Raw genomic sequence first — 23,085 nt, forward strand, 5'->3', positions numbered from 1 at the left:
CCGTCAGCAGCACGCATATAAGCGACGGCAAGGGCATGTACCCGCGCCGCGGACTCATGGACATTGGAGCCTCGCGCTCCAGGATAAAAATGACGATCAAGAGACTGTTGGCGGTTGTTGCCTGCGCGGGCCTGCTCGCGCCACAGGCATGGGCTGCCGAGAAAATCGAATTCTGGACCTTCAGCATGAAGCCCAAGTTCACGCCGTATTTCAATGCGGTGGTGGCGCGCTATGAGGCGCAGCATCCCGACGTCAAGATCGAATGGATCGACTTCCCGTGGGACGTCATCCAGACCAAGCTGGTCACGCGCATCGTGGCCGGCACGCCGCCCGCGCTGGTCAGCCTGAACGTGCCCTGGGCCGACGAATTCGCGCGCGACGGCCTGCTCACGCCCGTCGATGGTCTGATCGCGCCGGCGCGCGCCAGCTACATTCCCAGCGCCCTGGACGACCTGCGTTTCAAGGGAAAAACCTATGGCTTTCCCATGTACAGCAATGTCGCGGTGATCGCCTTCAATACCGACATCTTCAAACAGGCGGGCCTCACGCGCGGCCCCGCCAGCCTCGATGAACAGCTGGCGTACGCGCGCCAGATCGCGCAACGCACGGGCAAGGCCGGCATCGCCCCCGCCTTGTCGAAAATCGACGGCCTGTTCATGCAGCAGGGCATGGGCGTGGTCCAGAACAACCGCGCCGTCTTCAATTCGCCGCAGCACGTGGCGCTGGTGCAGAAGCTGGCCGACACCTACAAGGTCGGCGGCCTGCTGAAGGAAAGCCTGTTCGCCGAAGATAACTTCCCGGCCGTGATCGACGCCTACAAGGGCGGCCGCCTGGGCATGCTGCTGGCGCCGCCCACGGCCATGCAGCGCATCCGCGGCGACGCGAAGGATATCTACGCCATCACCGACGTGGCGCCCGCGCCGCTGGGCCCGACCGGCATCGCCGACGGCGGCTGGCTGGTGCACTTCGCCATTCCGAAAGGCGTGCCGGCGCGCCAGCTGCCGTCGGTCGGCAAGTTCGCGCGCTTCCTGACGAACGATGAAAACCAGCTGGCCTTCGCCAGGCAGGCCAGCGTCTTTCCCACCACGATCAAGGCGGCGGCCGACCCGTTCTTCCTGTCCACGCCGCAGAACGCGGGCGCGGCCGAAAAGGCGGTCGCCGCCGGCGCCATGTCGATGGGCCACTCGCGCACCCTGTACGTGGCCGGCATCGACGACTACGACGAGCTGCGCCGCTCGCTGGTGAAAGCCGTCGAAGCGGGCGTGACGGGCAAGCAGGACGTGCAGCAGGCGCTGGACCAGGCCGTCGCCATCTGGAACCGCAAGCTGGCCACCCTGCCGCGCCACTGAGGACAGCATGAAACCCGCCCACCGCCATACCGTGCAAGCCTGGCTGTTCCTCGCCCCCGCCCTGCTGCTGCTGGCCGCCTTTTCCTTCTGGCCCGTCGGCTACGGCTCCGTGCTGGCCTTCACCGACTACAGCCTGATACGCGAGACGCGCTTCGTCGGCCTCGACAACTTCCGCTACATCTTCAACAACGAGATGTTCGTCTCGGGCCTGAAGAATTCGCTGCTGTTCCTGCTGATGGTGCCCTTCGTGCAGGTGGGCGCCATCACCCTCGCCGTGCTGGTCAACAACCGCCTGCCCGGCATCCGTCTGTTCCGCGCCGCCTTCTACGTGCCGGTGGTGACCACCGTGTCCGTGGTCGGCATCATGTGGGGCTTCATGTTCCACGAACAGGGCGCGCTCAATTACGTGATGCTGACCCTGCAACTCGTGAACGCGCCCGTGGGCTGGCTGACGAACGACAGCCTGGCCCTGTTTGCCGTCATGTTCGTCACCCTGTGGCGCGGCCTGGGCTGGTACATGGTGATGTACCTGGCGGCCCTGCAAGCCATCCCGTCGGACATGCAGGAAGCGGCCATGCTCGATGGCGCCAGCCGCTGGCAGCGCTTCTGGAAGATCACCGTGCCGATGCTGCGCCCCACCATCATGCTGTGCTCCATCCTGTCCGTGCTGGCGGCCCTGAAGGCGTACCAGGAAGTCGACGTGCTGACGCAGGGCGGGCCGATGAACTCCACCTTCACGGCGCTGTACTACGCCTACGACCAAGGCCTCAAGCACCTGAAGCTGCCGCGCGCGCTGGCGGCCAGTTTCGTCGTCTCGCTGTTCTGCATCGGCATCGCCCTGCTATGCCTGCGCTATCTGAAACCGAAGCACCGCTGACCATGACAAGCCGCTCCCGCCCCCTGAAAACGCGCCTGCACATACTGGGCCACTACGCCGTGCTGTGCGCGATCGCCGTCGTCTGCGTCTTCCCGTTCTGGTGGACGCTGGTGACGGCCATTTCCACGCAAGGCAATATCTTCGCCTTCCCGCCCACCTTCTGGCCGAAGGCGCCGTCGTTCGACAATTTCATCGAAGTGTTCCAGGCCATCCCGATCTGGTCGTTCTTCAAGAACTCGGTGCTGATCGCCGTGTTGACCGTGTTCTGGAAACTGCTGCTGTGCTCACTGGCCGCGTATCCGCTGGCGCGCCTGAAATTCCGCGGCCGCAAACTCGTGTTCGGCCTGATCCTGGCTACCCTGGTGCTGCCGTCCGAGGTCAACTTCCTCGTCAACTTCATCACCATCACGCAAATGAGCCTGGTCGACACCTACACGGGCGTGATCCTGCCCAACGTGGTGACGGCCGTGGCCATCTTGCTGCTCAAGCAGGCGTTCGAGGAAGTGCCGCAAGACCTGATCGACGCGGCGCGTGTCGATGGCGCCTCCGAGTGGGTGATCTTCAGCCGCATCATGCTGCCCCTGATCACGCCCTGGCTGGCCACCGTCGGCATCCTGACGGCCGTGGAATCGTGGAATGAATACATCTGGCCGTCCATCGTCATGAGCAAGCCCGATGAATTCCCCCTGTCGGTCGGCGTGCTGTATTTGCGCGGCACCTTCGGCAGCAGCACGCGCGTGATCGCCGCCGGCACCCTGATCACCATCGTGCCGACCCTGCTCGCCTTCCTGTTTACCCAACGCTTCTTCATGCGCGGCATGGATGGCGCAGTCAAATGAAAACGTCTCTCGATAAGGAAGCCTCCATGCACGACCAGCGCATCAGCATCAGCAAGAAAGTCCGCAGCCCGATTTCCTGGGTGCCCACCTTGTACTTCGCCCAGGGCTTGCCGTTCTACGCCGTGGCCCTGGTGGCAGGCCTGATGTTCAAGAGCATGGGCGTGCCGAACGACCAGATCGCCCGCTGGACGGGCCTGATCGGCTTTGCCTGGGTCTTCAAGTCGCTGTGGAGCCCCTTCCTGGAACTGGCGTCGAGCAAGAAGACCATGGTGGTGCTGTTCCAGTTCGCCGGTGGCCTGAGCCTGGGGCTGATCGCGCTGGCCCTGCAAACGCCGCTGTGGTTCGCCACCTGCATCGCCGTGCTGTTCGTCGCCGCGCTGGCCTCGTCGACGCACGACATCGTCTGCGACGGCCTGTACATCGCCAGCCTGTCGGACAAGCAGCAGGCCGCCTACGCGGGCTGGCAAGGCGCCTTCTTCAACGCCGGCAAATTCATTTCGCTGGGCGGCCTGGTGATCCTGGCCGGCTACCTGGAGAAAAAAATCGGCATCAAGCCCGCCTGGTCGGTGATCTTCCTGATCATCGGCGCCATGATGCTGTCGCTGGCCGCCTACCACCTGTGGGCGCTGCCGCAGGTGCGCAATGCGGCCGTGGCCGACAAGAGCGTGGCCGGCATCAGCCGCACCCTGTGGGACGTGCTGGTGGACTTCCTGAAAAAACCCGGCATCTGGGGCATGATCGCCTTCATCATCCTGTTCCGCGCCGGCGAGGCGCAGGTGCAGACCATCGGCCCGCTGTTCCTGCGCGAAGCGCGCGAACTGGGCGGCCTGGGCCTGTCGACGACGGAAGTGGGCGCCGTGTACGGCACGGCCGGCACCGTGGCTTTCCTGCTGGGCAGCATCGGCGGCGGCTACTTCACTTCCTGGCTGGGCCTCAAGCGCGCCATGCTCTTCCTGATCCTGGCCATGAACTTGCCGAACCTGGTGTTCTACTACCTGAGCCACAGCATGCCGACCGACCTGACCCTGATCACGGCCGCGCTCAGCGTCGAGATGTTCGGCTATGGCTTCGGCTTCGTCGGCCTGATCCTGTTCATGATGCAGGTGGTCTCCGTCGGCAAGTACCAGACGGCCCACTATGCGTTCGCCACCGGCGTGATGCAACTGGGCTTCGTGCTGTTCAAGATGATCAGCGGCGACATCCAGACGGCGCTCGGCTACAAGACCTTTTTCCTGTGGGTGCTGGTGTCGGCCGTGCCCGTATTGATCCTGTCGCGCTTCATGCGCATCGGACCAAAGGCCCCCTCCGACCAGGCTGACGCCGGCGCCACGTCCGCGCCGGCCAGCGCCAGCTAGGAATCGCACAGTCCATGGCACACATCGCATTAAAGAATATCGTCAAGCTGTACGACGACAAGCACCCCGTCATCCACGGCATCGACCTCGATATCCGCGACGGTGAATTCGTCGTCTTCGTGGGACCGTCCGGCTGCGGCAAGTCGACCCTGCTGCGCATGATCGCGGGCCTGGAAGACATCACGGACGGCGAGCTGCATATCGGCGGCAAGCTGGCCAACGACATCGCGCCGGCCGAGCGTGGCCTGGCCATGGTCTTCCAGAGCTACGCCCTGTATCCGCACATGACGGTGTTCGAGAACATGGCCTTCGCCCTCTCCCTGGCCGGGCACAAGAAGGCCGAGGTGCGCGCCGCCGTCGAGCGCGCGGCCGAGATCCTGCAGATCACGCCACTGTTGCAGCGCAAGCCGAAAGACCTGTCGGGCGGCCAGCGCCAGCGCGTGGCCATCGGCCGCGCCATCGTGCGCAAGCCACAGGTGTTCCTGTTCGACGAACCGCTGTCGAACCTCGACGCCTCGCTGCGCGTGCAGATGCGCGTGGAAATCTCGCGCCTGCACCAGGAATTGAAGACGACCATGATCTACGTCACGCACGACCAGGTCGAGGCCATGACCCTGGGCGAGCGCATCGTCGTCTTCAACGGCGGGCGCATCGAGCAGGTGGGCAGCCCGCACGCGCTGTACAACAATCCCGGCAACCTGTTCGTGGCCGGCTTTCTCGGCGCGCCGAAGATGAACTTCATCGCTTGCGTGGTCGTCGCGGCAAGCCCCGGCTCGGTGGCCGTGCGCCTGCCCGGCGGCGCCGTGCTCGACGTCGAAGCGCAGGGCGAGAGCGTGGCGCCGGGCGACCCGCTGACCCTGGGCGTGCGGGCCGAACACGTCTGCCTGCAGGACAGGGAGACGGCGCACGATAACGTGATCGAGGCCAGTGTCAGCCATGTCGAATACCTGGGCGACGTGGCCATCGTTTACGCCGGCATGCCGGGCGTGACGGAGATGCTGGCCGTCAAACTGGCGGCCGAGGATGGCTTGCGCCAGGCGGGCGACGCCATGCGCCTGCATCTGCCGCCGCAGCGCTGCCTGCTGTTCGATGCCAAAGGGCAAGCCCTGGCGCGCACGTTTGCCGCACCCGCTCAGCCGTTTATGTGACAATAACCGCTTTGTATCATGCCGCCTCTGTTTGACTTATGCAGGCAGACTGGCAGAATGAGTGTTTTTTCGCGCTTCCTGGCCCCTCTGGCAATGCCGCTGCACGATGTTGCGGTTGCCAGTGCAGGTGCGTATTTTTGTTATTGATTGAAGGATAACCCATGTCCCAATTCCGTCTTGCCCGTCTTAGCCTGCTCCTGGCCGCCATCGGCCTCAATGTCCTGCCAGCCCTGTCGCACGCGCAGGATGCCAAGCCGGCCGCCGCCGCTGCCGGCGCGCCTGCCGCCGCGCCGGCCGATACGGTGCGCCCTGAAGTGTTCAAGCTGCTCGATCCGACCGCCGTGAAGGCCTCGATGGATGCGAAAAACTACGCCGACGTGCAAAGCCGCATCGACCAGGCTGCCGCCATTCCCGCCCTGACGCCGTATGAAACGTTCGTGCTGAACCGCCTGCGCGTGGCGCTGGCCTCGACCACCAACAATGCGCCCATGGCCATGACGGCGCTGGAAGCGGTGATCGAATCGGGCAAGCTGGACAAGAAAGCCCAGGGCGACTTCATCCAGGCCCTGGCGAACTACCACTACAACGCCAAGGATTATCCGAACGCCATCAAGTGGTTCACCCGTTACCAAACGGAAACAGGCGACGTGGCCACCATGCGCCCCTACATCATCCGCGCCTATTACTTCAGCAATGATTTCGCGCGCGCCAAGCAGGAACTGATGGCCGACCTGACGGCCAAGCAGCAAGCGGGCAAGACGCCAACCATCGAAGAACTGCAATTGCTGGCCAACACGGGTTCGAAGAGCAAGGACCCGGCCACCTACCTGGTCGCCATGGAAAACCTGGTGCGCTACTACCCGTCGGACGACTACTGGAGCGACCTGCTGGGCCGTTTGCAAGGCAAGGCCGGCTATTCGGACCGCTTCGCGCTGGACGTGCTGCGCCTGCAATTCAAGGCCGTCGACACCATGCCGCCGCAAGACTACAGCGACATGGCTGAAATCGCCTTGCAGAACGCCTTCCCGACGGAAGCGAAAAAAGTCCTGGACGCCGGCTTTGCCAAAGGCGTGCTGGGCACGGGCGCGAATGCGGCCAAGCACAAGAAACTGCGCGACCAGGCCGCCAAGGCTGCCGCCGACGACGCGAAAAACATCGCCAGCGGCGAAGCGTCGGCCATGAAGAGCAAGGATGGTACGGGCTTGATCAATCTGGGCTACGCCTTCGTGACGATGGACCAGTTCGACAAAGGTATCGACCTGATCCAGAAAGGCATCGCCAAGGGCGGCCTGAAGCGTCCAGAAGACGCCAAGCTGCGCCTCGGCTATTCCTACGCGATGGCGGGCAAGAAAGACGAGGCCATCAAGGTACTGGAAACGGTCAAGGGCGGCGACGGCGTGGGCGACCTGGCCCGCTACTGGATCATGTGGCTGAACCGTCCTGCCACGGCAGCGGCGGCACCGGCGGCGGCAGCCAAGTAATTCCTGCGCCCTCCAGCAGACGCAAGGCAGTTCCCGGCTCAGGCCGGGGCTGCTTTTTTTTTCGACCTTCTGTCCTATTTCATGCCGCCAGCCGCCGCCGCCGAACGATTGACCAGCCTGGACGCCTTTCGCGGCTTCGTGATCGTCACCATGATCTGGGTCAACTACCTGGCCGGCATGCCCGGCATTGCCTGGTGGCTCGAACATGCGGGACCGCGCGCCGACGGCATCACCGTGCCCGACCTGGTCTTTCCCGGTTTTCTGTTCATGGTCGGCATGGCCATTCCGCTGGCCTTGCAGCGCCATTGCGGCCACGTCACGCCAGCCTTGCTGGGACGCCTGTTGTGGCGCTCCGCCAGCCTGATGCTGGCCGGCGTGGTGCTGGCGAATGCCTACCGCTATGACGCGCAGGCGGCGCCGCTGCCGCCAGCCCTGTATTTCCTGCTGTTTTATATGGCCATGATCCTGCTGTGGCGCCAGGGCGCGGGCCAGCTGGAGCGGCTTGCAGGCGGCGCGCTGATGCTGTTCCTGCTGGCAAGTTTTCGGGGCGAATTGAATGCGGAATTTTCCAGTACCTGGCTGCAACCATCATGGTGGGGCATCCTCGGCATGATCGGCTGGTCCTACCTGCTGTGCAGCCTGCTGTACCTGGCATGCCGGGGCAGCGGCACGGCCCTGATGGGCGTGTTTTCCTTGCTGATCGCGCTGTACATGGGCGGCATGGCGGGCAGCCTGGATTTCCTGCCGGCAGGCGTGAACGCCTTCGTCAACGTGCCGCAGGTGCTCGGTTCGACGGCGGCCAATGTGCTGGCCGGCACCCTGGTGGGGCAGCTGTTCCTGCGCGACGCCGCCATGAGCCATGGACAACGCATCCGCTTCATGGCGTGGTTCGCGCTGGGCATGTTCGCCGCCGGCCTGCTGCTGCGGCCGTATCACCACATCAACAAGATCGCGGCGACGGAATCCTACACGCTCGTGTGCAGCGCCCTCATCCTGGCCATGTTCCTCGTATTTTATGTCGTCATCGACGTGTGGCGCTGGCGCGCCTGGACAGTGGTGCTGTTGCCCGCCGGTACCAATGCCCTGTTCGCCTACATCGTGCCCGACCTGTGGCAGCAATTCGCTGCCGTGCTGCACCTGCCGCGCTTCTGGTGGCCCTGGCTGGAAACGGGCGGCGCGGCCGGCCTGTGGAATGCCGCCGCCGTCACCGCCCTGATGCTGCTGTTGACCGCGCTGGCCACGCGTTACGGGCTGAAACTCAAGTTCTAGACCTTGATGTAGATCTTGCGCTTGTCCATGCCGTAGGCGATCAGCCAGCACAGCAGCATGAAGCTGACGGCGAACAGCATCGAACCCACGCGCGCCGGCGCCCAGCCCGTAAACCATTGCTGGTACAGCCACTGGTACAGATTGCCGCCGCCGATGCGCACGGTAAACGCGATGATCACCAGCACTTCCGACACCAGGTAGATGAACAGGGTGTTCTTGCCGAAGACTTCAAAAAAATACGTCCAGCCCGTGATCTTGCGCACATCGATGATGCACATCAGCAAGGCCAGCAGCAGCAAGTCCAGGCCGATGCCCAGCATCACGTAAGAGCTGGTCCACAGTTTCTTGTTGATCGGGAACACTTCATTCCAGCACAGGGCCACCGCCACGCACATGGCGCCGGCCACGGCCAGTTGAACCAAGCTGGAGCGCAACCGCGCCGGCGCGGCCTGGCGCAGGAAACTGCCCGCCAGGTAGCCGGCGATCACATTGACAATCGAGGGCAAGGTGCCGAGGATGCCTTCCGGATCGAAGGCGAGGCCTTCGCCGTGGTACAAATGGCTGTCGCCCAGCAGGATCAGGTCCAGCTTGGCCGGCGCATTGCCGTGCAAGCTGTAGTCGCCAAAGCATGCCAGGATGGCCCAGTAGCCGAGCAAGGCGCAGGCGCTGAAGAGCAACGCGCCGCGGGTCTTCCAGTAGTGCAGGATCAGGGCGGCGGCCAGGTAGCACACGGCGATGCGCTGCAGCACGCCGGGGATGCGCGTATGCGACAGCGGCGACCAGGCGAACTGGCCTGCATCGTCGAGCTTGAAGAAGGGGAACCAGTACAGCAGAAATCCCAGTAAAAAGATCAGCGCGCTGCGCTTGCACAGCTTGGCCAGCACGGCGCCATGGCCCAGGTGCTCATATTTCCCCAGCGCAAAGGCCAGCGCATTGCCGACGACAAACAGGAAGCTTGGGAAGACCAGGTCCGTCAGGGTAAAACCATGCCATTCAGCATGCAGGAACGGCGCATACACGCTGCCCCAGTCGCCGGATGTATTGACGACGATCATCAGGGCCACGGTCAGGCCGCGCAGGACGTCGAGGGCGAGGTAGCGTTGATTCATGGCTGCGCCCCCTTCAGGATGGGCGCCAGGGCCGTGCCCAGCACCTGCTGCGCATCGCCGCTCAATTCCCAGAACATGCCACCGCGCAAGCCCTTGTCGCGGATATAGCGCACTTTATGGGCCACCGATTGCGCATCCTCGTAGCTGATGAAGACGCCGCTGTCGCGGTTATACAGATATGGCACTTGCGACGCGCCATTCCAATGGCGCTGGAAACCGCGCCCGCCCTTGCCCTCGGCCAGGTAGCCCTGCTCGAGCAGATGCCGGTAAGTGAAGGTCGGCGTGCCGTCATTGCCGCTGGCCGCGCCCTGGCAAGGCTGGTACAGGCCGTCACCGCGGGGACCGGCGGCGCACCGCTTCCAGCCATAGCCATAGAAGGGCACGCCCAGCACCAGCTTGGCGGCAGGCACGCCGGCGCGCAGGAAGCGCGTCACGGTGGCGTCCGCATACAGTTGCTTGTCGCGCTGCGGGTCGGCCGGGTCCGCATACAGGGGCGCCAGCTGGCCACTCTCGACATCCCACACGCCGCGGTAGTCATACGTCATCAGGTTGATCCAGTCCAGCTGCGCCGCCAGGCGGACGATCCAGCCCGGCGCGGCATCGCTGTCATCGCTCAGGCTGGCGTGCGCGCCGGCGGCGATGGTGATCAGGTAATGGCGGCCGGCCGCCTGCTTGCCAGCCTGCTCGAAGGCGCCGCGCAGTTCGCTAACCAGGCGCACATAGTTTTCCTTGTCGTCGCCGCGGTGGCAGACCTTGCCTTCGATACAGGGAATTCCCCCCGTGGCCGGATGTTCCCAGTCGATATCGACGCCATCGAGGCCATGCCGGCGCACCAGTTCCAGCGCGGAAACGATGAACGCCTGGCGCGCGGCCGGCGTGGCGGCCACGTCAGAAAAGCGGTTCGACCAGATCCAGCCGCCCACCGACAGCAGGACGCGCAGCCGCGGATGACTTTGTTTGAGCGCATTGAGCTTGCGCAAACTCTCGGCATCGGCTTGCGGCGCCGGCAGCACGATACTGCCATTCGCAGGCCGGAACGGCTGGCCCTGCGCATCCAGGCAGGCGCTCACGCCACCGCCCTCGGGCGCCGGATTGCCATGTTCGCCATCCCAGCAAATGTCGGCGAACGCGTACTGGATCAGGCTGACATTGCCAGCGCGAATATTGTGCTCGTTAACGGGAAAATCGGCCGATTTCCAGCCCGGATAATAAGCCACCACTTCCGGCGCGAAAGCCGGCGTGGCGGGAACGGCGGAGGCGGCCAGTGGCAGCGCGCAGGCGAAGCAAGCCAGCATTGCGTGTAATGTCATCGGAGGTATCCCACCATATAAAGAAAAGCATCTTGCAATAAAAAAATGGCGGAGCCAGCTGCGCTCCGCCATTGTCATGCCATCCCGGGTGTCCGCCGGGAGGCATTAACTAAATACAAACGTCTTACATCTTGCCTTGCAATGCCAGGTAGATCTGACGGCCGTTCTTGTAGAAGGCGCCAGGCATGTCGTCCGAGCCCGGGGTCTTGATAACCGAGCGCGACAGCGGATTGTTGAGGTCCTTGCCGTCCAGGGTGATGGCCAGGTTTTCCGTCAGCTGGTAGGCGATCGATGCCGACAGGCTGCCAATGCCGGCCTGGTACGCGGCGCTGCGGCGCGAGGTACCGTTCAGGAATTCCGAACGGTAGCTGTACGTCAGGCGTGCGCTGAACTTGTCGTTTTCAAAGAAGGCGCCCAGGTTGTATGCGCTTTTCGAAGTGCCGATCATGGTGCAGTCGCCCGTATCGCCGCATGGCGAACCCTTGACCTTGCCCGTTTCCTTGCCATCGGTATAGGTGTAGTTGGCGTTCACGCCGAAGCCTGCTGGCAACGCCTGTACATACGACAGTTCCAGGCCCTTGACTTCCGCCGTGGTATTGGTTGGCGTGCCAATTTCATACTGGGTGAACTTGTTCTGCAACTGGTTGTAGAACGTCGTCACACCTTTGCCGTAGGTCACATAACCATCGAGCGACGAGTAGAAGATGCCAGCCGAGACCATCGATTTCGGCGCGAAGTACCATTCCACGCCAATGTCGGCGTTGTTCGAGCGGATAGGACGCAGGTTAGGATTGCCGGCGTTGCCATCGAGCTGGTTGTCGCGCAGATCCAGGCCAGCCATCATGCCCAGTTCAGGACGGGCCATGGTGCGGCTGATGCCGAAACGGCCGATGATATCCTTCGTCACGTCCAGGCGGAAGTTGGCGCTAGGCAAGAAATCATTGTAGGTATTCGTGTAGTTCTTGATTTCGTACTGGGCAGCCGGATTCAGCTCGTAGCGGTTGACGTCTTCCTTGGTGTGCACATAGCGCACGCCAAAGTTACCCGACAAGCCTTCCGTGCCGAAGTTCGCCATCGCGTACACCGACTGGGTCGGTTCCTTGATGTTGAACTCGGACTGGCGCAGGTTGCCTTCATACGTGGCATTCGCTTTCAACCACTTGTTGACGCTCGCTTGCGAGAACGTCCAGTAACCGGCGCCGTTCACGCCCAGGTCCTTGAAGTTGCTTGGGAACGAGGTCAAGCCATCCATTGGCAAGTTCGCGGTCACGCCCAGCGATGGTTTGGCGACGATGCCGATGGCCGTCAGGTCACGCTTGTGTTCCGCGACGCGGGCGCCGAATTCCACCGACGAGATCGCTGGCAGGTCCAGTTTCAGGATACCGTCGATCTGGCCATAGGTTTCCTTGTCGTTTGCGGTGACATGCGAACCGTAGGTATAAGGCGTTGCCTGACGGCCGCCGATCGAGAACTTGTCCGCGCCCGGCGTGTCGTAAATCACGCCATGGCTGGCGCCGTTCTGGGTGTAGCCGCCGCCCGTCCAAGGCATCCAGATTCCCAGCGCGCCGCTTTCCGTATTGCCCACGCCCTTGGTCGTGCCAACTTTACCCGAGAAGGTCAGGCGGTCGTTGACGCGGTACTTGGCATCGACGTTGAAGAAGTCGGACTTGCTTTCCGCCACAGGACGGCTGAACTCTTCCTGCACTGCACTGGAGTAACCTGCGCAGACGGCGCCGCAATTGGCTGGAATCGTGGTGTGCAGGCTGGTGACGACACCGCCCTTGTAGATGCCGCTGACGTTGCCAACAGGATAACCACCCTTGCTGCCCGTTTCCAGGCCCACGGTCTGGATGAAGTTATGGTTGATGTTTGGTGCGTCAAGTTCGGAGTGGAACAGGGTGAAGTCCAGGGTCAGCGCGCTCGATGGCTTGATCTGCACGTCGATCAGGCCGCCCTTGCGGGTACGCTCCTGTTCAAACCAGGCGGTGCCGCCCATGTAATTGACACGGCCACCGGCCGAGCCTGGCAAGGCGCCAGCGACCGCCGAGTCCGCGGCAACGCCGTCATACCAGACACCATTTTCCTGGCCGACACGACTCAGTTTGCGCTTCTGATAGAAGCCCTGCAACATCACACCCATGGTGTTGGCATCGTTCTTCCAGTTCAGCATGCCACTCACTTGCGGATCTTTCTTGCCCGAGTTGGACGAGTACACGGCACCCAAGCTGACCTGGCCCGTAATCTGTTTCTTGAAGTCCAGCGGTTTGCGCGATTCGATATCGATCACGCCTTGCGCGCCGCCTTCCAGCAGGTTCGCTTGCGAACCTTTGTGCACGGTGACGCGGCCGATCAGTTCAGATGGGAACAGCGAGAAGCTGACGCTGCGGCCACCGCCGATGATGTTGTCGGCAAACCAGTCACCACTGCTGACAGAGTGGCCATTGAAGGTGGTCAGGGTCAGGCCAAACGGTGTGCCGCGCAGGGCCACGCGGTCATTCTCGCCAAAACTGCCCTCGTTGCCGCCGGCAGCGGCGACGCTGACACCTGGCACGCGCTGCAGCGAGTCGGCGATATTTTTGTCAGGCATCTTGCCCACGTCTTCAGCTGTGATCACTTCGACCAGGCTGTCGGAATTGCGTTTTTGGTTCAAGGATTGTTGCAGCGATGCACGAATACCCGTCACGACGACGGTCTGGCCTTCGTCAACATCAGCCGTCGCTGCCGGCTTGGCCGCTTTGGCCACGGCTTCCTGCGCATGCGCCGAGAAACTCGCGCCGGCCATCAACATAGCCACAGCAGCGGCGATAGGCGTCAAATTGCGTGCTGCAGAGCTAGCTGTCAAATTGCGTTTCATGTACTCCCCCTTGATTTAGGCTCCAGGATTGGAACCTTTTCATTTTTAACGTAGGTCTTCTTTCCAGCCCGCCCACTCTCGCCGGCATGCTGCAGACCCTTCGGCACAACCACTTACAAAACCAATTCAACGCCAATATACTACTATCCAATACCAGAACACTACCAGTTGCAACTTTTTTTTTATAACGTTGTTTGAATCACACAGACCACTTTATCCAAATCAATCCGTAGCCCGTATGCGCGGCTTAAATGCGGGGGAAGCCAGGTATAAATTGTTGGCTTGATAATTCAAATTGGTTTTACAACGGCCTTTTTTGGTATTATCCAGCGACACAAAACAGATACAGAGCGCGTCTGCAACGCGCCGTAACGGAGACCCTCAGCGTATGACAACCCTGGCTCACATCATGCAAGGCCTGGGGCAGACGAGTAGCCTGCCCCTGTACCAGCAACTGCAGCGCGCGCTGCGCGAAGCGATCGACAAGCGCATCCTCGGCCCCGACGAAGCCCTGCCGGCCGAGCGCCAGCTGGCCAGCGACCTGTCCGTCTCGCGCATCACCGTGCGCAAGGCCATCGATGGCCTCGTCAACGAGGGCTTGCTGGTGCGCCGCCCCGGCTCGGGCAATTTCATCAATACGCGCATCGAGAAAAACTTCGCCAAGCTGACCTCGTTCTCCGAGGACATGCGGGCGCGCGGACGCACGCCGCGCAGCGTGTGGCTCAAGCGCGCGGAAGGCACCGTCACGCCGGAAGAGGCCTTGCGCCTGCGGCTGTCGCCGGGCGCGCCCGTGTACCGCTTCCACCGCATCCGCTATGCGGACGAGGTGCCGATGTGCCTGGAGTACGCGACCATCGTCGCCAGCTGCCTGCCGGCGCTCGACGCCGTCGACGTATCGATGTATGACGCGCTGGAACAGGCGGGCAACCGGCCCGTGCGCGCCTTGCAGCGCCTCAGCGCACTTTTGTTGACGGGGGAACAGGCCAGCCTGCTGCAGGCGGAGGAAGGCGACGCGGGCTTGTCGGTGGAAAGGCTGGGCTTTTTGCGCGACGGCCGCGCCGTGGAATTTTGCCGCTCCTACTTCCGCGGCGATATGTATGACTTCGTGGCCGAATTAAGTACCAATTAATACCAGTCGCCCCATTTGCTCAATACCAGATAACACCACTTATTGCACTGCAATATATATGCCGGCATCGCGCCGGTATATGCACGGCAATGGTGCAATCATCGGCGGCGATTATATGGCCGCGTGCGAAAAATAGAAAAGCAGGCGGTGCAATACGCTTTTGCGCATCGCAGCAAAAACTGGTGTTTACCGTCATGGAGCGGACACGGTGCGGCGGCCCAGGCACAGCAGGATCACGCTCAGCGCCACGCACAGCCAGCCGAACAGCGGCCCCAGCCAGCCGGCCCAGGTGGAGACGTTCGGCTGCGCCGGCAGCGGCGCCAGCAAGGTGCTGCCCGGCATGGCGCTGCTGGGCCGCTCCGCCAGCACCCGTCCATACGCATCGCTGACCGTCAGCACGCCCTCGCGCGCCGCGCGCAGCACCGCATAGCCGTTTTCCACGCCGCGCACGACGGTCATGCGCGCGCCCATCCAGGCATCCAGCTGGAAATCCCAGGCCGGCACCAGCATCGTTTGCGCCCCGGCCGCGCCATACGCCTGGCCCAGGGGCGCGAAATGCATGTCCTTGCAAATGGCCAGGCCCATGGCCTGCCCCGCCACCGGCTGCACGGCATACGCGCCGCCGGCAAGAAAATCGCGCTCGGGCGGCGCCAGATGGTGTTTTTGATAGCTGACGGGCGCGGCGCCGTCGGGCGCGAACAGCCAGGCCAGGTTGCGCCGTCCGGCGGCATCCTGCACGCCGATGCCCAAGGTAATCCACGCGCCCGTGCCGCGCGCCAGCGCCTGGAAACGCCGCCGCACGGCGTCCGCCTGCGCGGGCACCAGCACGGCTATCTTTTCCGGCAACAACACCAGCCTGGCGCCCTGCCCGGCCAGCGCTTCGACATGGCGCGCGTACTGGTCCCAGACGGCTTGCGCGCGCGCCGGCGGCGTGGCCGGGCCGATAAAGTCATCGATGGCCACCAGCCCTGCCAGCGGCCCGCCTGGCGGCGGCGCGCCGTGCACGCGCCAGGCGCCAGCGGCGAACGCGGCCGCCAGCAGCAATACGCTCGCGCCCGCCGCTGGCGCATACGCGCGGCCACCCGCCAGCAGCAAGGCCAGCGCGGATGGCGCCAGGCACAGCACAAACAGCAAGCCAGGCACGCCCGCCAGGGCCGCCGTCTGCAGCACGGCGACGTTATCCGCTTGCGAATACGCGAGGCTGCCCCAGTTACCATCCGGCAGCAAGGCGGCCATCAAGGTATCGATGGCCACCCACAGCACGGGATAGACCAGCACCGTCCAGCACGCCCGGTAGCGCAGCACGAGGCGCCGCGTGGCCAGCACCACCAGCAGCCACAGCAGTGCCTTGACGAGCAGTACGGCCAGCACGGCCGGCAAGGGCATGAGCAGGCGGAAATAGGCAACGTTCGATGACAGGCCCAGCAAGGCGGCCAGGAAGGTCATCCAGGCCGCATCGCGGCGCGACGAGCGCAGGGCCAGCCACAGCACGGGCAGCGGCGCGCACCAGGCCAGCGGCCCCAGCGGCTGCGGCCCCAGCACCCAGTACAGGGGCAGGCCCGCCGCCAGCGCGGCGGCGGTTTGCAACAGGCGCTGGCGCAGCGCGGTGCCGCCGGCAGCCGGCGCAGACAAGGTATGGAGCATGCTCAAGCTTTCAAGGGGAGCCAGATTTCCACGCCGCCCATGCCGCTGGCGGGATCGAAATGCTGGTCATAGCGTTCGAAATCGGGCGCGTCGGCCACGTCCAGGCCGGACTGGGGCAGCCACTCGTTCCACACCGTGCGCCAGGTGGCGCGGATGGTGGAAATATGCCCACGGTGGTGAAACACGGCATAGCGCCGCGGCGCGATGCGCAGCCGCGCCCAGCCATCGGGAGCCTGGGAAAAGTCGCTCACCGGCATGGCGCACAGGTAATCGAAATTGCCCGCATCGTCATTGTTGCAGCACACGCCATACAGCACCTGGCCGGGCGCCGCATGGGGAAGGAAGCGCTGCCACAGGGCGGGAATGCCGGCAGACGTTTCCGCGCGATAACGTTCAACGAGACCCGCCACCAGCAAGGCGGGCCCCTGCTCGAAACGGGGCGCTTCCAGGACCACGCCCGGCGCCACATCGATTTTGATGGCCTCCACCAGCGCGAGGTTGGCGACGTGGCGCTGGGCCCTCACCCTTTCGGGTGTGATCTGGAACTGGTCGCGGAAGGCCCGCGTAAATGCTTCATGGGAACTGTAGCCGGCCTGCAGCGCGACGGCAAGGATGTCTTGCGCGCCCTGCGCCAGTGCGCGGGCCGCCTCGCTGAGCCGGCGCGCCCGCACATAGCGCATCACGGAGTGGCCCGTGGCCAGGCCAAACGCGCGCGTCAGGTGACAGGGCGAGGCGCCGCCCACGCGGGCGATATCGCCGAGCGAGATATTCTCCGCATAATGCGATTCGATATACCAGAGTGCCTTGGCCAGATAGTGCATGGACGCTTCCCGTTGAACGAGCAGCGACTGTAGCATTTTCGCAGGGCGATGATTTGACTGGAATTGCGCAATACGGGCTTATTTGCGGGTGCGCTTTTCATGCACCAGCTGGCCACTGCTGATGCGGGCCAGCTCGGCCATCTCCTGGGCCAGGAAGGCCAGCAGGTCGTCGATGCTGACGACGCCGGAGAGCGCGCCCAGGCTGTTGACCACAGGCAGGCGGCGGATGCCGTTGACGCGCATGCGTTCGATGATGTCGTAGACGTCTTCGTCTTCGCTGGCGGTGAGCAGCTGCGCGCTCATGATGTCGCCCACCAGCAGGCTGGCGGGGTCGAGGCCCAGGGCGATGACGGAAATGACGATGTCGCGGTCGGTGAGAATGCCGATGGGGACGCGCTCGCCGTTCGGCTGTTCGGCGACGATCAGGTCGCCCACATGATGCTGGCGCATCAGCAGCGCCGCATCCTGCACGCTAGTGTCTCGCTGGCAATGAATGGTTTGCAGGGTGCAGATGTCGCCGATACGCATGTCGCCACTCCGTTTGAGGCAGAGTGTCCACGCTACGCCAGTCCGCCGTGACGGGTTTGAGGCAAATCAATGAAACGAGCTTACTTTTCGTCGGGGGGCGGCAGGAAGCAGGCTTCTACGATCTGCAGGTCGTTATCCTTGGCGAACTCGCGCACGAAGTGAAACGCCATCGGCTCGATCTCGCGCAACTTGGTGTTGACCACCACCGACTTGACGCCATTGACGACGGTCGGGCGCACGTAGGGCGAATACTGGAGGTGCGCATTGCGCCCGCCACCTTCGGGATTGAAACAGGACATCACTCCGCAAAGGCGCTCGGCCCAATCGCTGGGTCGGAATTGCTTGCCATTGCTGGTGAGACCAAGGATGAAGAACTCGTCTGAGAGTTCCCCTGTTTTTTGAGATAACTCGGCCATGTGGCTTGTCGGGACTGGATTGCGTGAATGGCCCCGGCGGGTAAGCCGGGCTGGTAATTCAACTACGTTTGCTGCGGTAAGCCAGTATTATATCTTATAGAAGACTTGGGTTCTACCTCGATCTGCCCCGGCGATGCAAACAGGGGCCGGCACGCCTTGCGCGCCAGCCCCTATTTTAACCTTGTTCCACGCGCAAGGCGCATGGATGGGGCGTGTGCGCCCGCGTCAGCCGAGGAAAACGGCGCCCGACATCAACAGCAGCAACAGCATCCACAGCAGCAAGGCGCGCCAGACCAGGCCCACCGTGCTCTGCAAGGCGCGCGCGCCCGGCTCTTCGCCTGGCAGGATATCGCTTTCGCTGTCGCTGTCATCGACGGCCATGTCGGGGGTCGCCAGCACACGGGCCGCCGTCTCCGCTGGCGTGCCCAGGCGTACGCCCATGGCGCCGCCGCCGGCCGTCAGGATGATGCCGATGGCCTCGTCCTGCCAGCGCTGGGCGAAATTGCGCCAGGCGTAGATGGCATCCTCGAAATTGCCGACCACGGCAAAGGCCACGGCCGTCAGGCGCACGGGAATCCAGTCGATCCAGTAAAACGCGCGCGCGGCGAACTGGCCAAACGCCTCATTGCGCATGTGCTCGGGCTCGTTCCAGGCGCGCGCCAGATATTCGGCCACGCGGTACATCACGGCGCAGGCAGGGCCCAGCGGCATGAGGAACCAGAAGAACACGCCAAACACATTGCGATGCGTGGTGACCAGGGCTTTTTCCACGGCGATGCGGGCGATTTCGCCCGCTTCCATGCCCACCGTGTCGAGCTTGGTCCAATCGGCCAGCAAGTTGCGCGCGGTCGCCTCGTCGCCGGCGCTCAGGGCCAGCTGGATCGAGGTGAAGTAATGGCTGTAATGACGGAAGCCCAGGGTCAGGTAGACGATGAGGACGTTCCAGGCAAAGGCCAGCAGGGTCAGCTGATAATGCTGCAAGAGCCAGTACACGCCTGCCGTCGGCACCATCAGCACGCCGATCATGAGGAACCAGCCCATGCGGCCATGGTTGGCGTGGCCGGCATTGAACCAGGTCTCCATGCGCATTGCCAGGCTCTTGATTTCGGCGTAGATGGGATTATCCGCGCGCAAAGGTTTGAGCTGCTCGATCAGCAATGCGCAAAGTATGGAGAGAAATGTCATCAATGGTCCTTTTTGTCTTTTTCAGCAATACCGCAATGCCCGCTACGATAGCGCAGTGCAGTGCTGGAATCAAACTTATTACGTGCGAGGCACCATTTTACGCGCGCAAGAGGTGAAACAGATTGCGCAGCATGCCAGCGGTGGCGCCCCAAATGTAGAAGCGCTCGTACGGCATGGCGTAGAACGAGCGCCGTCCGCCGGGCAATTCCACCGACAGGCGCTGATGGTTGACGCCATCCATGAGGAAGGCCAGCGGCACTTCGAAGATTTCCGCCACTTCGGACGGGTCGGCGCGCAGCTCGAACGGCGGCGTCACCAGGCCCACCACGGGCGCGACCTGGTAGCCGGTGCCCGTCAGGTAGTCGGGCAGGCGGCCCAGCACTTCGATGTGTTCGCGCGCCAGGCCCACTTCTTCTTCCGTTTCGCGCAAGGCCGTGGCGATGGGCGACGCATCGAAGGCTTCGCTGCGCCCGCCGGGAAAGCTGACCTGGCCCGCATGGCTGCTCAGGTGGTCCGTGCGCATGGTCAGCAAGATGGTCAAGCCCTGCGGACGCTGCACCAGCGGAATGAGCACGGCGGCGCGCACGGGCACGGCGCGGGCGGAGAGGAAATCCTGGGTGATCTCGGGCTGCCAGTCAGGCTGTTCGGCCAGGCGCCGGCGCAGCCAGCCCGGCGTCAGGCGCACGGCGTCCAACGCCGCCTCGCCGGCGATCGAATCGATGGCGAGTTGTTTGGGATCAAACGCGAAAGTGGCCATAGCAGCTTGCCTCAATAGCAATTCAGAATAAAAAAGGGGCGCCGAGAGGCACCCCTTTTCCCAACGCAGACGCTGATATTACGCGCTTGCTTTCGCCACAACGCGGCGATTTGGCAATTTTTCTTTGATACGCGCCGATTTACCCGAACGCTCACGCAGATAGTACAGCTTGGCGCGGCGAACGTCACCACGGCGTTTCACTTCGATCGAAGCGATCAGCGGCGAGTACAGTTGGAACGTACGCTCAACGCCTTCGCCGGACGAGATCTTGCGAACGATGAAGTTCGAGTTCAGGCCACGGTTACGACGGGAGATAACGACGCCTTCGTAAGCCTGGGCGCGCTTGCGCGTGCCTTCGACTACGTTGACGCTGACGATAACGGTATCGCCTGGTGCGAATTCAGGAATGGTTTTACCCAGACGAGCAATTTCTTCCTGCTCTAATTGTTGAATCAAGTCCATTTTTATAACTCCGAAAACCATCATGCCGGCGCACTGTGGATAGCGTGCTATCCGCCCGGTAGAGGATGGGTATTACCAATTTGGGCAACATGCCCGGCACTGCAAAGCCACCCTGCTTGCCGTCCGAAAACGGCTTACAGGCTGGCCAGGAATTGTTCGTCGGCCTTGCTGAGCAAGCCGGCGGCGCGCGCACTGAGCAATAAATCAGGACGCTTCGTCGCGGTCGCTTCCAGCATGCGCTGGCGGCGCCACTTGACGATCTCGGCATGATTACCGCCCATCAAGACGGGCGGCACGGCCATGCCTTCATATGTTTCCGGCCGCGTGTAGTGCGGCGAATCGAGCAAGCCGTTGACGAAGCTATCCTCGATGGCCGATGCCTCGGTGTTCAAGACACCCGGCAACAGGCGGATCACCGCATCCATCAGCGCCATGGCAGGCAATTCACCGCCCGACAGGACGAAGTCGCCGACGCTGATTTCCTCGTCGACGCAACGGTCCAGCAAACGCTGGTCCACGGCTTCGTAGCGGCCACACAGGATCACCAAACCGGGTTCGGCTTTCAACTGCGTGACGCGCTCGTGCGTCAACGGACGGCCTTGCGGCGACATGAACACCACGCGGGGCGCCGCCAGGCCGAGCTCAAGCTGGCGTTGCTTTGCGGCAGTGATCGTCGCTTCGAGGGGACGCGCCATCATCACCATGCCGGGGCCGCCGCCATACGGGCGGTCATCCACGGTACGGTGATTGTCGGTCGTGAAATCACGGGGATTCCACAGCGACAAGCCACATTTCCCCTGCTCGAAGGCGCGCCGGGTCACACCCGACTGCGTCAGCGCGGCAAACATTTCCGGGAACAGGGTCACGACATCAAATTGCATCGTTCACCATCCTGCAATGTTTGCCCGGCGCATTGTGAAGCGCAGGCGGTTTAATAATCGAGGCCCCAGTCGACCGTGATCTTGCCGGCAGCCTTGTCAACGTGAATGACAAACTGGCCAACAAACGGGATCAGGCGCTCAGGCGCCTTTTCAACGGTCTCATCGGCAGTGGCGACGGGCGTAACGCGCAAGATCGACTGCGGACCATTGCTCATCATGTCGTGCACCGTGCCGAGGCACTCGCCTTGCAAATTCTCGACTGTCAGTCCGATCAGATCGGACCAATAAAATTCATCGGCCGACAGCGTCGGGAAATGGCTACGCGGAATTTGCACAGAGACGCCTTTCAGCGCTTCTGCGGCATCCCGCCCGACCACACCCACCAGCTGGGCCACGACGTCGCCGCCGTGCAACTTCGCTTGCCTGACTTGAACGTCATGCAAGGTCGGTTTATCAAACCACCAGGTTTTGACGCTTAGTAATGCATCCGCGTCGTCGGAGAAAGGAGTGATCCTGACTCCGCCAGCAATGCCATAGGCACCGGAGACATAGCCTACCTGTACCAGGTCATCGGGGACTTTCACCCCGGATGCAGTCTTGACCGTCAAACCAGTGATCTAATTAAGCTGCTGCTTTGCCGTTGCTGGCAACCAGGCGAGCAACGGTTGGCGACAATTGTGCGCCAACGCCTTGCCAGTAGGCCAGACGGTCTGCGGTGATACGCAGTGGAACTTCGCCACCTTGCGCCATCGGGTTGTAAAAACCGATACGCTCAATGAAGCGACCATCGCGGCGATTGCGCGAATCAGTAGCGACGATGTTGAAGAACGGGCGCTTCTTGGCGCCTCCACGAGCTAAACGAATAACGACCATAATATTTCCAAAAAGTGTGCTGAGGCGGAAAAAGCCGCAAATTATAGCGCGCTTTACCGCCAGGCAGCAAGCGTTATGATGACGGGCGTGTAATTTGGGCTAATCAAACATTATGACCAGTCATGGCCGAAGACGCAATAGGCGCGTGCGCCTATCGTGCCGCCGACGCCACGCCCGGGCGCTGATCGCGCGCGACGGCATCGCCTGCCTGCCGCAGGAAAGTGCTATCGTTGCGGCAGGCAATGAACGATACTGGCAATCTTTATCGATGAGCAACTCTGGAGTCCCATGAGCACCACTACCATTTTGCAACAATCGCACAAGAACAAGGCTTTCACCACCTTGCTGGCCTTCCTGCTGGGCATGCTGGGCGCGCACCGCTTCTACCTGCACGGCGCCAAGGACCGCTGGGGCTGGCTACACCTGGCCGCCCTGCCCGCCAGCATGCTGCTGCGCCAGCTGTTTCCCGAGGCGGACTGGTTTTACCAGCTATTGCCGCTGACCCTGTCCGCCCTGGCCGGCTTCCTGGAAGCGCTGGTGCTGGGCCTGATGCCGGACGACAAGTGGGACGCCCGCTACAATGCCGTATCAAGCCGCCTGTCGGACACGGGCTGGCCCCTGGCCGTGGTACTGGTCGCTACCTTGATGCTAGGCGCAGGCGTGCTGATCGCCACCATGGCGCGCCTGTTCGACTTGCTATATACAGGCGGCGCCTACGGTTAATTTCCATGCGGAAATGACATCGCCGCACGCGTCGCGCACGCACATGTAAGTGTTGGTAAGCAATCATGATTTTCC

The 23,085-nt window shown here is 62.8% G+C and carries 22 protein-coding genes; 9 read left to right on the plus strand and 13 right to left on the minus strand.

All coding sequences use genetic code 11. The annotated features are described in order from the left end of the window. Window positions 1–89: 89 nt before the first annotated feature. The 7 genes from J0O65_RS05990 (at window position 90) to J0O65_RS06020 (ending at window position 8,318) form a co-directional block, all read left to right on the plus strand. A complete protein-coding gene (locus tag J0O65_RS05990) occupies window positions 90–1,349 on the plus strand; it encodes an ABC transporter substrate-binding protein (protein ID WP_215405074.1) in 1,260 nt (419 codons plus the stop codon). A gap of 7 nt (window positions 1,350–1,356) precedes the next feature. Continuing rightward, the gene (locus J0O65_RS05995) at window positions 1,357–2,226 is read left to right on the plus strand and encodes a carbohydrate ABC transporter permease (RefSeq protein WP_215405076.1); all 870 of its coding nucleotides are present in this window, start codon (window positions 1,357–1,359) and stop codon (window positions 2,224–2,226) included. A gap of 2 nt (window positions 2,227–2,228) precedes the next feature. Next, a complete protein-coding gene (locus tag J0O65_RS06000) occupies window positions 2,229–3,065 on the plus strand; it encodes a carbohydrate ABC transporter permease (protein WP_215405078.1) in 837 nt (278 codons plus the stop codon). 26 nt (window positions 3,066–3,091) lie between these two features. Next, the gene (locus tag J0O65_RS06005) at window positions 3,092–4,420 is read left to right on the plus strand and encodes an MFS transporter (RefSeq protein ID WP_215405225.1); all 1,329 of its coding nucleotides are present in this window, start codon (window positions 3,092–3,094) and stop codon (window positions 4,418–4,420) included. A gap of 14 nt (window positions 4,421–4,434) precedes the next feature. Then, entirely contained in the window at window positions 4,435–5,568 is a 1,134-nt protein-coding gene (locus J0O65_RS06010) for an ABC transporter ATP-binding protein (protein ID WP_215405081.1), read from the plus strand. Between the two features lie 161 nt (window positions 5,569–5,729). Further along, window positions 5,730–7,049, plus strand: a complete 1,320-nt coding sequence (locus tag J0O65_RS06015) for a tetratricopeptide repeat protein (RefSeq protein ID WP_215405083.1) — start codon at window positions 5,730–5,732, stop codon at window positions 7,047–7,049. A gap of 81 nt (window positions 7,050–7,130) precedes the next feature. After that, window positions 7,131–8,318: a DUF5009 domain-containing protein gene (locus tag J0O65_RS06020; RefSeq protein ID WP_215405085.1), complete on the plus strand. Its 1,188-nt coding sequence runs from the start codon at window positions 7,131–7,133 to the stop codon at window positions 8,316–8,318. On the opposite strand, the gene J0O65_RS06025 is transcribed toward J0O65_RS06020, so the two are convergent. The 3 genes from J0O65_RS06025 to J0O65_RS06035 form a co-directional block, all read right to left on the minus strand. Further along, complete coding sequence (locus tag J0O65_RS06025) at window positions 8,315–9,427, minus strand: acyltransferase family protein (protein ID WP_215405087.1); 1,113 nt, start codon at window positions 9,425–9,427, stop codon at window positions 8,315–8,317. The two genes, J0O65_RS06020 and J0O65_RS06025, sit on opposite strands and share 4 nt — an antisense overlap. Beyond that, a complete protein-coding gene (locus J0O65_RS06030; protein WP_215405089.1) occupies window positions 9,424–10,737 on the minus strand; it encodes a glycoside hydrolase family 18 protein in 1,314 nt (437 codons plus the stop codon). The genes J0O65_RS06025 and J0O65_RS06030 overlap by 4 nt, the downstream gene beginning before the upstream one ends. 124 nt (window positions 10,738–10,861) lie before the next feature. Next, window positions 10,862–13,519 (minus strand): TonB-dependent receptor, encoded by a 2,658-nt coding sequence (locus tag J0O65_RS06035; RefSeq protein WP_215405091.1) that lies wholly within the window; start codon window positions 13,517–13,519, stop codon window positions 10,862–10,864. Window positions 13,520–13,979: 460 nt separating this feature from the next. On the opposite strand from J0O65_RS06035, the gene J0O65_RS06040 reads away from it, so the two are divergent. Beyond that, window positions 13,980–14,720, plus strand: a complete 741-nt coding sequence (locus J0O65_RS06040; protein WP_215405093.1) for a GntR family transcriptional regulator — start codon at window positions 13,980–13,982, stop codon at window positions 14,718–14,720. Between the two features lie 192 nt (window positions 14,721–14,912). Here the strand turns inward: J0O65_RS06040 and J0O65_RS06045 are convergent, their stop codons facing one another. The 10 genes from J0O65_RS06045 to rpsP form a co-directional block, all read right to left on the minus strand. Beyond that, the gene (locus tag J0O65_RS06045; protein ID WP_215405095.1) at window positions 14,913–16,364 is read right to left on the minus strand and encodes a nitrilase-related carbon-nitrogen hydrolase; all 1,452 of its coding nucleotides are present in this window, start codon (window positions 16,362–16,364) and stop codon (window positions 14,913–14,915) included. Window positions 16,365–16,366: 2 nt separating this feature from the next. After that, a complete protein-coding gene (locus tag J0O65_RS06050; protein ID WP_215405097.1) occupies window positions 16,367–17,185 on the minus strand; it encodes an AraC family transcriptional regulator in 819 nt (272 codons plus the stop codon). 78 nt (window positions 17,186–17,263) lie between these two features. Next, window positions 17,264–17,713: a CBS domain-containing protein gene (locus J0O65_RS06055; RefSeq protein WP_215405099.1), complete on the minus strand. Its 450-nt coding sequence runs from the start codon at window positions 17,711–17,713 to the stop codon at window positions 17,264–17,266. An 80-nt stretch (window positions 17,714–17,793) separates the two neighbouring features. Then, entirely contained in the window at window positions 17,794–18,129 is a 336-nt protein-coding gene (locus tag J0O65_RS06060) for a DUF3579 domain-containing protein (RefSeq protein WP_215405101.1), read from the minus strand. Between the two features lie 225 nt (window positions 18,130–18,354). Next, the gene (locus J0O65_RS06065) at window positions 18,355–19,314 is read right to left on the minus strand and encodes a CobD/CbiB family protein (protein ID WP_215405103.1); all 960 of its coding nucleotides are present in this window, start codon (window positions 19,312–19,314) and stop codon (window positions 18,355–18,357) included. A 97-nt stretch (window positions 19,315–19,411) separates the two neighbouring features. Then, window positions 19,412–20,071 (minus strand): CoA pyrophosphatase, encoded by a 660-nt coding sequence (locus J0O65_RS06070; protein ID WP_215405106.1) that lies wholly within the window; start codon window positions 20,069–20,071, stop codon window positions 19,412–19,414. Window positions 20,072–20,149: 78 nt separating this feature from the next. After that, a complete protein-coding gene (rplS, locus tag J0O65_RS06075; protein ID WP_010395528.1) occupies window positions 20,150–20,533 on the minus strand; it encodes a 50S ribosomal protein L19 in 384 nt (127 codons plus the stop codon). A 134-nt stretch (window positions 20,534–20,667) separates the two neighbouring features. Then, window positions 20,668–21,414, minus strand: a complete 747-nt coding sequence (trmD, locus tag J0O65_RS06080; RefSeq protein ID WP_215405108.1) for a tRNA (guanosine(37)-N1)-methyltransferase TrmD — start codon at window positions 21,412–21,414, stop codon at window positions 20,668–20,670. Window positions 21,415–21,464: 50 nt separating this feature from the next. Beyond that, a complete protein-coding gene (rimM, locus tag J0O65_RS06085) occupies window positions 21,465–22,022 on the minus strand; it encodes a ribosome maturation factor RimM (RefSeq protein ID WP_076567309.1) in 558 nt (185 codons plus the stop codon). 13 nt (window positions 22,023–22,035) lie between these two features. Continuing rightward, window positions 22,036–22,287, minus strand: a complete 252-nt coding sequence (gene rpsP, locus J0O65_RS06090; RefSeq protein ID WP_076567307.1) for a 30S ribosomal protein S16 — start codon at window positions 22,285–22,287, stop codon at window positions 22,036–22,038. A gap of 288 nt (window positions 22,288–22,575) precedes the next feature. On the opposite strand from rpsP, the gene J0O65_RS06095 reads away from it, so the two are divergent. Then, window positions 22,576–23,010: an NINE protein gene (locus J0O65_RS06095; RefSeq protein ID WP_215405110.1), complete on the plus strand. Its 435-nt coding sequence runs from the start codon at window positions 22,576–22,578 to the stop codon at window positions 23,008–23,010. Window positions 23,011–23,085: the final 75 nt, after the last annotated feature.

Origin of the sequence: Janthinobacterium sp. JC611 (genome assembly GCF_018682595.1) — a bacterium.
In the GTDB taxonomy this organism is placed as follows: domain Bacteria; phylum Pseudomonadota; class Gammaproteobacteria; order Burkholderiales; family Burkholderiaceae_D; genus Janthinobacterium.